Consider the following 13431-nt stretch of genomic DNA (forward strand, 5'->3'; position numbering starts at 1 on the left):
GGCACAACTCTATGATATACCCTCCTACTATCGTAAAACCCTTGATCGAAAAACTAAGAGTATCTCGATCTCCACACACTAAAATACCTCCAAAGATCAACGAGACGACACTATTGGCGCTCCTTGAAACCTGTTATCATGCAAGCTTTTTAACGGAGGAAGGGCGAAAGCTACATTTTCGTATACTATTTGTATCTCCAAATGATTTGAAGGGGGTAGGCCATCCGAGGCCCGGACATGAAGCGCGGCAACCGATAACATTCGAATCACCTCGTGCGTTTTCGATCGCCGAGCTTTTACGAATCGCTCCTGCCCTAGATGTCACCCAGGCATTGATATGTGTTTACGAAAGGAAGGTCAAAGGAGATCGAACACTGTATATTTGGGGGCTACTAAATAGCGGAAGTTCATGGTGGGACTTTATGCATCATGAATCCAATCACGGAATGCCACCGCCAAATTTCGTTACTATTTCATGCTTAGGGCCCGGACAGTTAACGATTTCCGCCCAAGGCGAGATTTACCTGAACTTGCGTAATGGCACTATTATTGAACCAAGCCGTGATGCACTCACGTCCGGTAGTGTTGCCGATTTTTTTGAGCCTGCCGCCACACGTTTCCATAGTGACGTGGTAAAAGCCCTGAAGACCGAGAAGTATGACCCGAAGGGTCATGATGAATCCTTTCCGAATAGATATTATAATTTCTTCATAGAGCGACTGCTGTTTCATGTAAGAGAAAAGGACCATGGTGGGACCATTTTCTTTGTCCCAGATTACATCAAACATAACGACACCAGGCTGCTTGACCGCATAAACATTAAATACCCGGTGAGCTACGACGTTGTCTGGCGCCTTCTCGTCGACTCCGTTGCGGTGCATAGACAATACTATGACCTATACTTTCCACTCTCAGATGGAATGGATCTTACCAAAGATAGATTGAATGATCTGACGATGCATGATTTCCGAAGGGAGAGCCTGGAAGAGGCAATCGCCGACTCCGTAAAGTTTATAGCCGGGCTTACTGGAGTAGATGGTGCAGTTGTAATCACCGACCGCTTTCGAGTGTTAGGATTCGGGGCCGAAGTATTGGCGCAGTCGCAGAATCTGACCGAGGTCTTGCTGCCGAATGGAAAAAAGAAGATGATTGCAGATTACGGCACACGGCATAGATCCGCCTTTAGATTCTGCTCAACGTTCGAGGAGGCGGTTGGGTTTATTATATCATCCGACGGAGGCGTCAAAGCAACTATGCGGACCGGAGCTGCTGTTTCTCTCTGGCCTGATATTAATTCGGGTATGTTTGGAATATAAAATTGCTCAACAAAGCACTGGAGCCAATGCGATTGCTTGTCACAGATCATGCTTTTTCCTCACTTCGTTCGGGCATGATCTGCGCCAAGCAACCGCATGGCTCAGTTTGAGCGTTAGGCAGAAACAAATAAACAACATGATATCTTACTGGAAGAATCCAAAACAAATATACGATGATGAGGGCTTGGTTCTCATTATCGGACACTACGACCACAAGAATCAAAACAACGGAGGCGATAAGGCCCTCGGAGTTCACTGGAGCGATTATCCGCTTTCGCGCGCGGTGCTGAGCCCCTGCGTGATCCCCGAAGCCACCCGCAATGCGATCCTTTCGGGTCTCCTTCATCAGGCGGTAAGTAGCGGTAATACGAAGCTCGTGGACTCAATTCGAGATGCTATCGAATTCTTCAAAACACCCTAAAAAATAAATGGGGCCTAACAAGGCGATGCAGCCAATTCCGGTAGCTGTCACGCCTCGTGCTGACGCACGAGACGCGCCATCTACCTACATGGCTGATCTTTGACGTTAGCCAAAAACAAACCATGATCATCGTAAGCCCCGAATTAAAAGCGCAGCTTAGCCGACTTCCCGAATACGGAATGGGCTATCAGGTCGGTAGCGTCCGTTTAAATTCAAACGGAACAGAAGAGGGCATAATCTTGAACGGCGAGGTGTTTTTGAAATTTTCAGATGCGCAGTCTATTCCGAACCTCTTCGCCCAATACGAACAGTTGTTATTTAATGCCAGATTTAATGCACTAAAGGTAATTGGTGCGTCGCTTATTGAGCGACCGGCTAGCGAAATTCGTGGTATTCGGAAAATAAGACTGCACAGCTTTTCGATGTCGACCGTGAATGAGAAGCGTGCAGGTGCTAAAGATGCAGAAGATTCTTATACTACGCACGGAGAAGTTTTCAAAAGGTTTAGCGCATATGCGAACGATTTCCGTGTCACCACGATGAGGGGGCTCACGGCTGGAACATACGCCACCACAGCCGAGGATGCATTAAATGTGGGGACAGGTATCGAAGCAGTATTACGATATGCGCTTGAGAATAAAGCGCCAGCAAATAAGGTATTCACCATTAAGCCACCTGGAAATACAAAATTGAAAAGAGGCATAGTCGAACCAGCATATGGGGAACCTGGCGGCGGTGTAGAGGTTATCTTCGTGGATGGAAGCCCAAGCGGCACAGTTACCGGCCCCGTTATTATTCCTGAAAGATGAAGCAGCGTATTCACCTATCATCTGACATCAGAGACTTGCTTGCTGAAATTCCGGAAACCAGCATGGGGGCTCAGATATTAGATATATGCCTTGATGACGGTCGCATCATTCCGAATATTTCTATCTATAATGGAGAGGATGCGATGATCGACGAACCGTTCGACATAAAAAAAATCATCGCATTTAGGCAGAAGAACGGAAAAATATGGAGGCTAACAAAGCACTAGAGCGAAGCCGGTTGCCTGTCACGATCAGTGCTATTTCCGTGCTGCGCACGGGCACCGATCGCGCCAGGCAACCGGCTCGCTCAGTTTGGACGTTGGGCGAAAGAAATGCACCGACTACTGTTCCTCCTATTGATCACGTCGGGGGCAATCGCAGCCGACAAGAGCTACCGCGCGACGATGATCGCGTGCCAAGAAAAAGAAGAAACGTTGGTTTCGGGCACTTACAGCGCCTTCTTGACTCTTATTGCGAAGCGAGAGCTGCCGAAAGAAGGATTGCGATTTCCGATTCGTCTGGCTGAAAGGCGCGTGGATGGGTTTCTCGTCTCACGCGGATTCTACGTTTCGCCGAATGAACTTCGCGGCTTCGAGATTTTCGTGCCCCAAGACTGCGTTGTGGAGAAGGACGGCATTCTCATTTCCTCCACTGTGCTCGTGATCGCCAGCGAAGATTCAAAGCAAGGCTTCACTTTGCTCGCCTTAAAACGAAAAAGCCCAACCAGTCGCTAGAGCCAATGCGATTGTTCCTACGCTGGTTTTCGGAAAGCATCCTTGGCTTTCGTTACTCCTTATCTCGCATGACTCATCTTTAACGTTAGCAAAAAATATGAAAAACCGAGTTGCTATTGTAACTGGTGCAGCGGGAAAAGGAATTGGCCGCAGCACGGCATTGACGCTTGCACGAGACGGTGCTCGCATTGTGGTAAACTATCGCAGCTCAGATAAAGATGCGGCTCGCGTAGCTGACCAGATTACCTCAAGAGGTGGAGACGCCATCACATGCAAAGCAGACGTTACTGTGGCTGACGACTGCACCCGTTTGGTCGAACGGACTATTGAGGCATTTGGCACGGTCGATATTCTTGTTATTGGTCCAGGGGCAGGCTGGCACCCTGCTTCGTTGGACAAGTTATCCGGGAGCGATGTTTTATCGGACAGTCATGCGGAACTTGCTCCCATCTGCTACCTGATAGAACAGGTAGTCCCAATTATGAAGTCCCGGTCTTTCGGACGCATTGTTGGCATTGGCGTAAACCTCTCGAAACCTTCTCCTGCTTTTGCCTACAACGCTGCGAAAGGAGCAAGAGCGGCATATTTTGACCAAGCATGGCTATCACTATGGGCGTTGGGAATTACGATGAATCTGGTCTGCCCCGGACCGGTCGGTGAGATTGCGTCGTTGGAAGAAGCAGTTGCCTTGTCTGACCATGCCGCTGCATGGGATCGGAGATCGACTACCACTCCCCAAGATGTGGCTGAGATTATCTCATTTCTCGTTTCTGATCGGGCGGCGTTTCTGACGGGAGCCAAGATTCCATTTATGTTTAAGTGATGGCTAACAAGGCGCTGCACCTAACGCCTACCCGCGTCACACTTCCTGCTGGTCGCTTCGCTCCCGTGCAGGAAGTGTGACGCGGGTAGGCGTAGGTGAGCTTCGACGTTCGCCTAAGATGAGCAACGTGAGCACTCCAAAACCTTATGAAGAGTGGCGGATTACACAAGGAGACCGCGCAGAAGATGCCGCCTATGTATTTGGATATTATTTCATGCGCCATTGCCGGGCGGAAGCCTTAAAGATTGCGGCTTCTAAGCCATTGCCGACCACACAAGAAGCATACGATACGACAGTTTCCGAAGCAGTTGATACCGCGCTACACAATGTTATGGATTTGCTAGAAGGTTTCTGGCGCACAGAAGCAGGCCCGAACCATACAGCAGAGTTTGCATTGGCGGTTCGTGTGTGCGACCGAGAAAGAAAGATTTTAGAGCGCATAGATATTTCCCCCTGTTTGCTTGATTTGCCAATAGGATTTTGGAAGTGGCGCGGCGGAGAGTTTCGATGAAGAAAGAGGCGAACCAGTCGTTAGAGCCAACGCGGATGGACGATTGTCCTGCAATTTAACCGTTGCAGCTCCGCGTGGCTCAGCTGTAACGTTGGGCTAAGCAATTCTTCCTATGAAATCCAGCATACTAACCATAATCGCGCTTGCAGCGGCCAGCATAGCGAGCGCCGAAACCGCAGTCGTTCTCGAGCAAAAGGGTTCACCGCTTAAGATCACAAGCTACGAAGCCGTCTTTGAGCCGGAGTCCCGTGGTCGCTACGACTCACATTCGGACCGCATCAAACACTCACTCAAGTATTCGAACGTTTCTGAGAAGAAAATTGTGGCATTGAGGATCGGAATTGCGGCCTTCGATGCGTTCAACAATTTCATGGGAAGATTTGGCGGAGTCTCCATCGAAGAGCTTGCGCCTAAAGTGGAGACTGATGGTGTTTGGACTCAGTCGCCCTACGCTGCCTTCCTGTTTAAGAAGTATGGGACGGGCGTGGTTTATGTTTCGGAGCTCCGATTCGAGGATGGCACATTCTGGCGCGCGGACATGGATAGCGTTCTGGCTCAGATGCGGAAGTTCGAAGCGACCCTCGAAAAGGATGATCTCAAAGAGAAGACCGGAAAATAAAAGGCCCAACAAGGCGATGCAGCCAACTCCGGTAGCTGTCACGCCTCGTGCTGTCGCACGAGTCGCGCCATCTACCTCCGTGGCTGATCTTCGATGTTGGGCAAAAATATGAAGCTATGCGTGGGCATCATTATTTCGCTCCTAGTCGGCGCAGCCAGCATGTTTTATTTCATGCCAGCCGACAGTCAGTCCGAATCAGATGAGCCACCAGCTGAAGCCACTGCCTTACTGAAAGATGCACTTACTGCTATACAGTCCCGAGACTACGCCACATTCGGCAGAATCACGCATCTAACCGATGATTTCAAGGTGATCATATTGGAGCATTCCAGAGAATTACTGGCTAGAGATTTTAAGACGAATTATACATTGGATTATATTTCTAAAATAAAAATATCAGAAACGGAAGTGCGCTATATCTGGAAGGCGGTCTCGCAAGAAACCGATAAAGAAGGAATTATTTCACTTTGGGTAAGCGAAAACCAGATAGCTTATTTTAAAATCGAATGATGAAAACCACGGAGCCCAACTAGGCACTACAGACAACGACCCGCAGCTCCACGACTTCGATTATCTTTACCAATGCGATTCCACCCAGTATTCTGTGCGGGTCGTGTCTGACCTTAAACGTTGGCAGAATTAAAAACAAAAATGGCAAACTATATAGATAAACTGATTCTAAGCGAATCCTACATTTACATAGCGGATTATGAGCTTACCTCTGACGCCGAAGCCAAGATTAGGCGCATGCTCGAGGCTAGCATCAGACTAAGATCGCCGTATTTTTTCCAAGCGGACGTAAACTATGAACTCAAAGTAGAGAGTGGATCGTTAACAATTAAATGCACTATTTTAGGAAGTCTTGCTGCGTTTCTGCTCTCGTCCGCAAATTTTCGCGAGGCAGTTGATCAAGCATACGAAAGCTCGAAGTATTTTTCGAGATCGATTGTAGTTGATGGCATAGTTGCATCGGAGCGACCCATGTATCGAGTTGATGCTAAGGAAGCTCGATTGGGTGTTCCAGGTCGCCTTAAGCGCCTGATTATCAAACTAGCGGGTCTTTCCACCTTTTCTGCAAATTGGAAGTCTGAGCACCTAAAAAAAGAACTCATCGCCTTAAATAAGGAAATAAAAAATATTTACGATGACATAGGCGATAGCCATGAGAGGAAGTTAATCTCAGATGGGCTCATGACGATACTAAATCAGGATTTCCCAAAGATTCTGGCGACTGCGCCCTCTGCCCAAGAATTCAAGAATTTCGAAATCCGTAACAATACTTTATTTGCCGATACTATAAACATAGTGCTCGATGGGAAAACGCCCGAGCGTAAATCACTAGAGATTGATTGGAAATTAATCAGTAGTCTGTTTATTGCCTTATCAAGCCTATACCTACACTTCAGAAAAGGAGGTGACAAAAACCAATCCGTTACTTCAGATGGATCATTTAGTGGACTTAATAATGTTTCGACTGAAGCACTTGCAGCTTCAATCAGCGTTAAGCAAGTGACCGCTCTTAAAAAGATTGCGGAAGAGGAAAAGGCAAAAATGGAAAACCTTGCAAAAGACGATTCAAAAACCGATTTATTTAAAGAAGAGGCTGCGAGTCAGAGTCGAAAACGAATCTGCAAGAGGTTAAAATCTATAGAGAAAGAGCTTGGGCGCCTCCCTGCGATTTCCGAACTACTTAAACTGTATTCAGAATTTAAATGTAAGGAAGAATGAGCCCAACCAGTAGATGGAGCCAATGCGATTGTTGCTACGCAGGTATTTGTAAAGCATTTTGATTTTTGTTACTCGCCATCTCGCATGGCTCATCTATAACGTTAGGCAGAAATATGATCGAGCGCGAGCAAATGACATTTATCGCCCAAGGCGAACGATTCTACCCATCGAGAGTGACTGCGCCATACTCATCCAGCCATAATCCGGGGGTTATCGGCAAGCTTGGCCGCTATAAAGATCGGCCCGTTCCTTATGGAGTAGCAGATTTCCAAGTTCCCGAAGTCGAAAAAGAAAAGATTGCTTACCTGCATCGTATAGTTTCACCACACCTGAAAGCGTTACGTGCAGCGGGAGCCGAAGAGTTTCGGCTGCATATTTCTTATTTTTGTCGATCGCAGTGTGCGATTGGTTTTTCCCGTGAAGAGATAAGGATGTTATCAGAACTTGAGTGCGATTTACCCATTGATTGCTATACAGAAAATGAAGAAGGAGCCTAACAAGCCGTCCAGTAGCTATCACGCCTCGTGCTGACGCACGAGTCGCGCCATCTACCTCCGTGGCTGAGCTTTGACGTTCGGCAGAAGAAGATACGCTTTCGTCGCTATACATAAAATGAGAGCCAAAGCCGTTTATTTGCTCTATCACGTGCATGAAATTAGCACCGATGAAAAAGACACGAAGCTCATTGGAGTATACTCCAGCCGGAAAGCAGCAGAAGAAGCGCAGGCGCGGTCGTCGAAGCTCCCAGGCTTCAAAAAGCATCCAGACGGATTTATCATTGACCGCTATGTCTTGAATCAAGATGAATGGACATCTGGTTTTGTCACCGTCAGAAATCAGAAATGAAAAATGAGCCGAACAAGGTGATACAGCCAATTCCGGTAGCTGTTAAGTCTCGTGCTTTCGCACGAGCCGCGCCAACTACCTTCATGGCTGAGCTTGGACGTTAAGCAAAATACCGAGCATGAAACCTAAAAGCATTCTCATTATATTGTTCATATTTCCAATCTGCATTTATGCCCAAAACAATGAAAAACCTAGCTTTGAGAATATTATTGGAAGATTGTTTTTAGTGTTATCGTCCGAAAATCTGATTTGTGGAGAAAAAATCGAGCCGTTAAATCGTTTTTTTATTTGGACGAATGCAGAAAAATCTCCCGAGCATCTTATTCATACAAAAACTGATTGGGATAAACATATGGGAAGATGGATGATGATGCCAAAGGAGAACGGAATTGTCTTGGAAATATCTAAAACAACTCTTGGCGTTATGTTTCAACAACCGACGGTAATTCCAATGCATGATAAGAAAAAAAAAGATCTTTTGTTTCTCTATTAATTTACAAGATGGGCATGTTGTAATTATAGGAAGTTATGGTGATTTGTTTCCGGTGCGCAGCATAGATGATATCTTACGACTCTCTGAGAGTCCTGTGCCAATTCGAGAAGAATAAAGAGGCCTAACAAGGCGCTAGAACCAACGCGACTGGCGTCGCGTTGTTCGGCGCTTCTACACGCAATCGAGACCGCAATTTTGTGTTCGCAGTCGCATGGCTCATCTTTGATGTTAGGCAAAAAATCGAATTCTATGGCTAAAAATATAGACTACAATCCAGATGTTATTCAGAGCTTTGCAAATAAGCTCTATACACAAGCGAAGCAGCTATTCCTGAGCTATGCACTAGGAGGCATACTTGTTGGTTTGCTTGGTGGTTATTTTCTAGGACGTGTTACGTCTCCTGGAAACGAACTGCTTATCGCAATGGTTTGCGCAATTCTTCTTTGTTTCATATCATTATCATCTGCACGCGCTAAAGCTTTTGCGCTGAAGTTACAGGCACAACAAGCGCTGTGCCAAATCGCAATAGAGAAAAATACAAGGAAAGACGCCTAACAAGGCGCCAGAGCCAATGCGATTGTTGCTACGCTGGTTTTCGCAAGGCATTTTTAGTAATCTAAACTCAGAGCCTCGCATGGCTCATCTTGAACGTTGCTCTAGCTAACAGAAATGCGCTCCCGCCCTGCATATTTCGTCTTTTGGCTGCCCGCAATCACATTGTGCGGAATTGTCGCGGGTTATTTTCTTGTGATGTGGTCGAACGCACCAAGAATTCCATCGCAAGGTATGGAAGCGCTTATCGCGCTTCCATACACATTTGTTTCATTGGTGATGGCGCCCTTTATAGTCGGACTTGGGATTTTATTATGGCAGCGGCCCCGTCGTGCAGCACTGAAGCTAGCATACGTTATTCCGACGATTATTCTGACTGTTGGCGGAGTATTTGGATTTTATGTTACACCGAGAGCAAGTACCGCCACATACGAAATCCCCCTGTCATTTGTAGATGAGCAAGGGAAGCCTGTCTCCGATCTTGCCGTAAAGGTAGTCCATTCGTCACCCCGCTTCGACATCATCAGAGGCGGCAAGACACGCCGAGAAGAGGCATTCCAAGTTGCCACGAGTGAATTCAATCTCACAAAAACAAAAGGAGAAGAGACCGAAATAAGAATTGAGAAGAACGGATACTACCTCACCAAAGTTACAATTCCTCATGTCTGGCCTGCGAAACGAGATTATGGACTTCAACGGATTCATATTGAATGGCAGAAGGACTGGAGTGGCGGACGTTGGGGCGTGGACGCCTGCCAAGCGGCAATGAACTGGCCATTGAAGAGTAAAGAACATTTCAATGTCATAATGCTTGATTTTTCTGCACCTGCCATATCTCCACTTTCAGAATATACAGAAGAAGATTCTCGTGCTCTACAGAATGCAAATAAATAAAGCTAACAAGGCGCTGCACCCAACGGCTACCCGCGTCACGCCTCCTGCTGTCGCTTCGCTCCTTGCAGGAGTCGCGCCACGGGCAGTCGTGGGTGGGCTCGACGTTGCGTGCATTGGACGAAAGCCGAAGTAATGGCGAACACAGGAGGAATGAGATGGCAGACGTACCAACTATCGTCAAAATAAAATCGATAGAACCGCTTGATCAGCCGCGCCTACGGGAAACCTTGGAAAAGGTTCTTGAGCATGCGGCGTCACACTTCGAGCAAGTCAACTATTGTTTGGTCGGGACAGCTGCCGCCATGTTGCATGGCGTTCCCTTGTCCGCCGCAGGCGATGTGGACTTCCTGATGAAGGAACGTACCCATGTGGACGCCTTTGCTGTGGCACTCTCTTCTTTTCCCGCTCTCACGCCACCAACTCTCTTGGAGGGAGCCAAGCAATATTACGCCGCTTACAATGTAAACGCTATCAAAGTCGAGGCGAGCACGGTTGAGGTGACTACAGATTCTGTTTATATCGAGACGTTTGGAGACGGCCCATGGAAGTATCAGACTCTGATTGCGGTGGGGCCGTACCGTGTGCCGACGGTTGCATTGGAACTGCGTCTCGCCACAGAACTGCTGCGGAACCGCCCGGACCGATACGAACCAATGATTACATGGATGAAGCAGAATGGCTGCGACGCTGACCTGTTAGGCCATGCCATGAAAGCTCGGAGGCTATCACCGGAGATACAGCACAGTATTCTCGCTCAAGTCAGCGGGGGAGCGGTCTAGCAAAGCGTTGCACCTCGACGCGCTCCAGCGTTTGTCAGAATGGTATGCCTCCCAGTGCGACGGCGATTGGTAGCACAGCTACGGCTTTAAGATTTCGACTCTCGATAATCCCGGCGTCGCCATTGAGGTCGATCTTCGGGACACGCCACTCGCGGCGGTGCCGTTTGAAGAGAAGAAAGACCATTACGAATCTTCCATCGATTGGATGGTGTGCAGTCGGACCGAGGATTATTTCGTCGGAAGAGGCGCGCCAGGAAGGCTGGAGGACATCGTTCTCGCATTTCTCGCGTGGGCGGAGCGCCACCCCAAAGAAGGCTAACCAGCCGCGAGAGCGGCTGTGGCTCATCTATGATGTTAGAGCATTTTCGGTTTATTTTGTCTCACGCGGAGGCGCGGAGAACGCAGAGGGAGGGAAATGTAATATTTTTAATTTACTTATACCTAGTGACATGAGTTTTCTCTGCGTCTCTGTGTCTCTGCGTGATCTCTTAAATCTTGCGACAAATTGAACCGACAATGCTCTAGGCAAAATTAGATCCAATGAATCCACAGTCATTTGTTATATTATCGGTTATTGCAGGGGGGATCATCACTTTGTTTTGGACGCCTGTATTATATTTTGTTATATCTTTATAAAAAATGAAAAATAAGGAGATTTCATTATGACGGAAAAAGAAAAATCGCATGCGGGAATGTTATATCAGCCCAGTGACCCTGAGCTTGTAGCAGATCGCGACATTACTATTAAGAAGTTGTATGATTACAATAAATTAAATCCACTCGACCGTGATGCACGACAAATTGCCATACGCGAGTTGTTAGGCAAGGCTGGAGATAACTGCGTTGTGGAGCAACCGCTTTTTTGCACTTATGGGTATAATACGGAGGTGGGCGATAATTTTTTCCTCAACGTTAATTGCAAGCTTATGGACAGTGGGAAAATTACAATTGGAAATAACGTATTCATTGCACCAAATGTCTGCATTATAACAGAAGAACATGCAATGAATGTTAGACAACGTCTGGCAGGATTGGAATATACCCACCCGGTAAATATCGGTGATAATGTGTGGATTTGCGCAGGAGCGATTATATTGCCGGGGGTAACTATCGGTGAGAACAGTGTAATCGGTGCAGGCAGTGTCGTTACAAAAGACATTCCTCCAAATAGTTTGGCTGTTGGCAATCCCTGCAAAATAATCCGCACACTAACAAACGAATAGTCTTTCTTTGATTTGTATTGTCCAATCGCGATCTTGCCCTTGTGGCTAGATCGACGCTGGCGGATGCCAACGAGCAGCGGGATTGGCGGATGTGGCAAGACGTGGGCCAAACGTTGATACGCAAGGCGCGTCCTCTTTACGCGGGGGAAGACCTAGGTAAGACGTTGACGGTCCCACGTTACTGGGGCGTTCTGGTTGGGCCGTCCTTTCTGCGTCAGGTATTCAATGATACGGAATCGGAGGTTCTCCATTGGCTTCGAAGGCAGCGGCAGGTGGGTTGATTTTTTAAGTGCGCGTGATTTCAATCATCTCGTCATGTCGGCTTCGATACCAAGTAAAAAACATTCTTCGCTTGATCGTGTGCTCGGGCGAGTGGATTCGCTTGATACGGTCAACCTAACCAATCTGGTGCAGCGACTGGCGCGGGAACGCGAGTTGTTCGAGGAGATTTTTAACACGCTTCAGGAAGGCGTGCTGGTCATCCGCACGGACGGGCAGATCGACTACGCCAACGTGGCGGCGCACGGACTCATCGCACTGCCGGGGCAGGAGTTGCAGGGCATGGTGTTGTGGCGGCTGGTGCCGGGGTTGCGTCCGTCGTTGGAGCCATCGCTTGATGGGACGGCGCCGGTGATGGCGCGTGAGTTTGAACTGACGTACCCGGAGCCACGCATGGTGCGGCTTTACATGGTGCCGTTTCACGGGGAGGGGCGGTCGGGTGGACCGCATTTTGCGGTCATCCTTTCGGATATCACGCGCGATAAACAGACCACGGAGGAACGGATCGAGAGCGAACGGACATCGTCCATCCTGCTGCTGGCGGCGAGTGTGGCGCATGAGCTGGGCAATCCGCTCAATTCGCTGACGATCCATTTGCAATTGATCGAGCGGAAGTTGAAGAAGTTGAAGGCCTCATCGCGCGAGAGCGCCTCACTGGGAGACTCGATTCGGATATGTCAGGAGGAGGTTACGCGGCTGGACGGGATCGTGACGCATTTTCTGGAGGCGATCCGTCCGCGTCCACCCGATCTGACGGAGACCGATTTGATGGAAATTTTGGGTGACGTGCTGCATTTTCAGCAGCGCGAGCTTGAGGACCGGGGAATCGAGATAGATGCGACGACAGCGCCGGACTTGCCGCGTGTGATGGCGGACAGGGAGCAGTTGAAACAGGTGTTTTTTAACATCATCAAGAATGCGGTGCAGGCGATGCAGCCGGGCGGGCGTCTGCGCATCAAATCGCACACGGACGACGAACATGTGTATCTGCTTTTTGGTGACACAGGGAGCGGCATCAAGCAGCGGGATTTGGTGAAATTGTTCCAGCCATTCCAGACGTCCAAATCCGATGGCAACGGGTTGGGATTGATGATTGTGCAGCGCATCATGCGCGAGCACGGCGGCCAGGTGAGCATCGAGAGTCGTGAAGACGTGGGCACGGTGGTCACGCTGCAATTCCCCAGAAAAGAACGCCGCGTGCGGATGCTTCAGGCTTCGCCTGTTCTGAAAAGCTAGGGCGGTATAAGTTGAGATGTGTCCGTTGTCTTAACGGTAGGGAGGCCTTTGTGCCCTCTGTCGAGGGCAGCCCTTCGGGCCATCGCCTTTGGCGATGCCATCTCCGCGCTGCTGCGCTCCGTCCGAGGCCTCCGTTGTGCGTGGTGAGAGGATACAAAGCTCATAGGT

The 13431-nt window shown here is 48.6% G+C and carries 19 protein-coding genes and 1 pseudogene; all 20 read left to right on the plus strand.

The genetic code is table 11. The annotated features are described in order from the left end of the window. The first annotated feature begins 41 nt into the window (after positions 1–41). The 20 genes and pseudogenes from OBACDRAFT_RS27525 to OBACDRAFT_RS09805 all read left to right on the plus strand — a co-directional run bounded on the left by OBACDRAFT_RS27525 (position 42) and on the right by OBACDRAFT_RS09805 (position 13263). Entirely contained in the window at positions 42–1316 is a 1275-nt protein-coding gene (locus OBACDRAFT_RS27525; RefSeq protein WP_157836996.1) for a putative sensor domain DACNV-containing protein, read from the plus strand. 136 nt (positions 1317–1452) lie between these two features. Next, positions 1453–1737: a hypothetical protein gene (locus OBACDRAFT_RS09750; protein WP_043585168.1), complete on the plus strand. Its 285-nt coding sequence runs from the start codon at positions 1453–1455 to the stop codon at positions 1735–1737. A gap of 122 nt (positions 1738–1859) precedes the next feature. Further along, the gene (locus tag OBACDRAFT_RS09755; RefSeq protein WP_157836997.1) at positions 1860–2546 is read left to right on the plus strand and encodes a hypothetical protein; all 687 of its coding nucleotides are present in this window, start codon (positions 1860–1862) and stop codon (positions 2544–2546) included. After that, positions 2543–2773 carry a hypothetical protein gene (locus OBACDRAFT_RS09760; RefSeq protein WP_043585098.1) on the plus strand — a complete coding sequence of 77 codons (231 nt, stop codon included), beginning with the start codon at positions 2543–2545 and terminating at the stop codon, positions 2771–2773. Before OBACDRAFT_RS09755 ends, OBACDRAFT_RS09760 begins: the two co-directional genes overlap by 4 nt. 129 nt (positions 2774–2902) lie before the next feature. Further along, on the plus strand, positions 2903–3280 hold the full coding sequence (locus OBACDRAFT_RS09765) for a hypothetical protein (protein ID WP_157836998.1): 378 nt from the start codon (positions 2903–2905) through the stop codon (positions 3278–3280). Between the two features lie 97 nt (positions 3281–3377). Continuing rightward, positions 3378–4103 carry an SDR family NAD(P)-dependent oxidoreductase gene (locus OBACDRAFT_RS26425; RefSeq protein ID WP_081721941.1) on the plus strand — a complete coding sequence of 242 codons (726 nt, stop codon included), beginning with the start codon at positions 3378–3380 and terminating at the stop codon, positions 4101–4103. A gap of 118 nt (positions 4104–4221) precedes the next feature. Then, the gene (locus tag OBACDRAFT_RS28110) at positions 4222–4614 is read left to right on the plus strand and encodes a hypothetical protein (protein ID WP_157837000.1); all 393 of its coding nucleotides are present in this window, start codon (positions 4222–4224) and stop codon (positions 4612–4614) included. A 112-nt stretch (positions 4615–4726) separates the two neighbouring features. Next, positions 4727–5233 carry a hypothetical protein gene (locus OBACDRAFT_RS09770; protein WP_043585102.1) on the plus strand — a complete coding sequence of 169 codons (507 nt, stop codon included), beginning with the start codon at positions 4727–4729 and terminating at the stop codon, positions 5231–5233. A gap of 171 nt (positions 5234–5404) precedes the next feature. After that, positions 5405–5743: a hypothetical protein gene (locus OBACDRAFT_RS09775; protein WP_157837002.1), complete on the plus strand. Its 339-nt coding sequence runs from the start codon at positions 5405–5407 to the stop codon at positions 5741–5743. Positions 5744–5884: 141 nt separating this feature from the next. Beyond that, a complete protein-coding gene (locus OBACDRAFT_RS09780) occupies positions 5885–6961 on the plus strand; it encodes a hypothetical protein (protein WP_043585106.1) in 1077 nt (358 codons plus the stop codon). 65 nt (positions 6962–7026) lie between these two features. Continuing rightward, a complete protein-coding gene (locus OBACDRAFT_RS28115; RefSeq protein ID WP_157837004.1) occupies positions 7027–7458 on the plus strand; it encodes a hypothetical protein in 432 nt (143 codons plus the stop codon). A 115-nt stretch (positions 7459–7573) separates the two neighbouring features. After that, on the plus strand, positions 7574–7807 hold the full coding sequence (locus tag OBACDRAFT_RS09785; RefSeq protein ID WP_043585108.1) for a DUF7336 domain-containing protein: 234 nt from the start codon (positions 7574–7576) through the stop codon (positions 7805–7807). 118 nt (positions 7808–7925) lie between these two features. Beyond that, positions 7926–8300 carry a hypothetical protein gene (locus OBACDRAFT_RS28120; RefSeq protein WP_157837005.1) on the plus strand — a complete coding sequence of 125 codons (375 nt, stop codon included), beginning with the start codon at positions 7926–7928 and terminating at the stop codon, positions 8298–8300. Positions 8301–8549: 249 nt separating this feature from the next. Then, on the plus strand, positions 8550–8855 hold the full coding sequence (locus OBACDRAFT_RS28125) for a hypothetical protein (RefSeq protein WP_157837007.1): 306 nt from the start codon (positions 8550–8552) through the stop codon (positions 8853–8855). 195 nt (positions 8856–9050) lie between these two features. Continuing rightward, positions 9051–9746: a hypothetical protein gene (locus tag OBACDRAFT_RS28130; RefSeq protein ID WP_198529872.1), complete on the plus strand. Its 696-nt coding sequence runs from the start codon at positions 9051–9053 to the stop codon at positions 9744–9746. Between the two features lie 155 nt (positions 9747–9901). Further along, positions 9902–10525: a hypothetical protein gene (locus OBACDRAFT_RS09795; RefSeq protein ID WP_052361612.1), complete on the plus strand. Its 624-nt coding sequence runs from the start codon at positions 9902–9904 to the stop codon at positions 10523–10525. Between the two features lie 121 nt (positions 10526–10646). Next, entirely contained in the window at positions 10647–10844 is a 198-nt protein-coding gene (locus OBACDRAFT_RS31215; protein WP_425601736.1) for an Imm53 family immunity protein, read from the plus strand. Between the two features lie 343 nt (positions 10845–11187). Further along, positions 11188–11748: a sugar O-acetyltransferase gene (locus OBACDRAFT_RS26435; RefSeq protein WP_081721942.1), complete on the plus strand. Its 561-nt coding sequence runs from the start codon at positions 11188–11190 to the stop codon at positions 11746–11748. 41 nt (positions 11749–11789) lie between these two features. Beyond that, positions 11790–11918 (plus strand): annotated as a pseudogene (locus tag OBACDRAFT_RS31220) (IS4 family transposase); the annotation flags it as partial. Positions 11919–12063: 145 nt separating this feature from the next. Then, positions 12064–13263, plus strand: coding sequence for a two-component system sensor histidine kinase NtrB (locus tag OBACDRAFT_RS09805; protein WP_043585172.1), 1200 nt, complete (start codon positions 12064–12066; stop codon positions 13261–13263). Positions 13264–13431 lie beyond the last annotated feature (168 nt).

Source organism: Geminisphaera colitermitum TAV2, from assembly GCF_000171235.2.
Lineage (GTDB): Bacteria > Verrucomicrobiota > Verrucomicrobiia > Opitutales > Opitutaceae > Geminisphaera > Geminisphaera colitermitum.

Bases quoted from the DNA above. Each gene is read 5' to 3' on its own strand.
- OBACDRAFT_RS28110 (WP_157837000.1), top strand. From the start codon at position 4,222: ATGAGCAACGTGAGCACTCCAAAACCTTATGAAGAGTGGCGGATTACA.
- OBACDRAFT_RS09805 (WP_043585172.1), top strand. From the start codon at position 12,064: ATGTCGGCTTCGATACCAAGTAAAAAACATTCTTCGCTTGATCGTGTG.
- OBACDRAFT_RS09775 (WP_157837002.1), top strand. From the start codon at position 5,405: ATGCCAGCCGACAGTCAGTCCGAATCAGATGAGCCACCAGCTGAAGCC.
- OBACDRAFT_RS09780 (WP_043585106.1), top strand. From the start codon at position 5,885: ATGGCAAACTATATAGATAAACTGATTCTAAGCGAATCCTACATTTAC.
- OBACDRAFT_RS26425 (WP_081721941.1), top strand. From the start codon at position 3,378: ATGAAAAACCGAGTTGCTATTGTAACTGGTGCAGCGGGAAAAGGAATT.
- OBACDRAFT_RS26435 (WP_081721942.1), top strand. From the start codon at position 11,188: ATGACGGAAAAAGAAAAATCGCATGCGGGAATGTTATATCAGCCCAGT.
- OBACDRAFT_RS09755 (WP_157836997.1), top strand. From the start codon at position 1,860: ATGATCATCGTAAGCCCCGAATTAAAAGCGCAGCTTAGCCGACTTCCC.
- OBACDRAFT_RS09770 (WP_043585102.1), top strand. From the start codon at position 4,727: ATGAAATCCAGCATACTAACCATAATCGCGCTTGCAGCGGCCAGCATA.
- OBACDRAFT_RS09750 (WP_043585168.1), top strand. From the start codon at position 1,453: ATGATATCTTACTGGAAGAATCCAAAACAAATATACGATGATGAGGGC.
- OBACDRAFT_RS09785 (WP_043585108.1), top strand. From the start codon at position 7,574: ATGAGAGCCAAAGCCGTTTATTTGCTCTATCACGTGCATGAAATTAGC.
- OBACDRAFT_RS28125 (WP_157837007.1), top strand. From the start codon at position 8,550: ATGGCTAAAAATATAGACTACAATCCAGATGTTATTCAGAGCTTTGCA.
- OBACDRAFT_RS28120 (WP_157837005.1), top strand. From the start codon at position 7,926: ATGAAACCTAAAAGCATTCTCATTATATTGTTCATATTTCCAATCTGC.
- OBACDRAFT_RS28130 (WP_198529872.1), top strand. From the start codon at position 9,051: ATGTGGTCGAACGCACCAAGAATTCCATCGCAAGGTATGGAAGCGCTT.
- OBACDRAFT_RS09795 (WP_052361612.1), top strand. From the start codon at position 9,902: ATGGCAGACGTACCAACTATCGTCAAAATAAAATCGATAGAACCGCTT.
- OBACDRAFT_RS09760 (WP_043585098.1), top strand. From the start codon at position 2,543: ATGAAGCAGCGTATTCACCTATCATCTGACATCAGAGACTTGCTTGCT.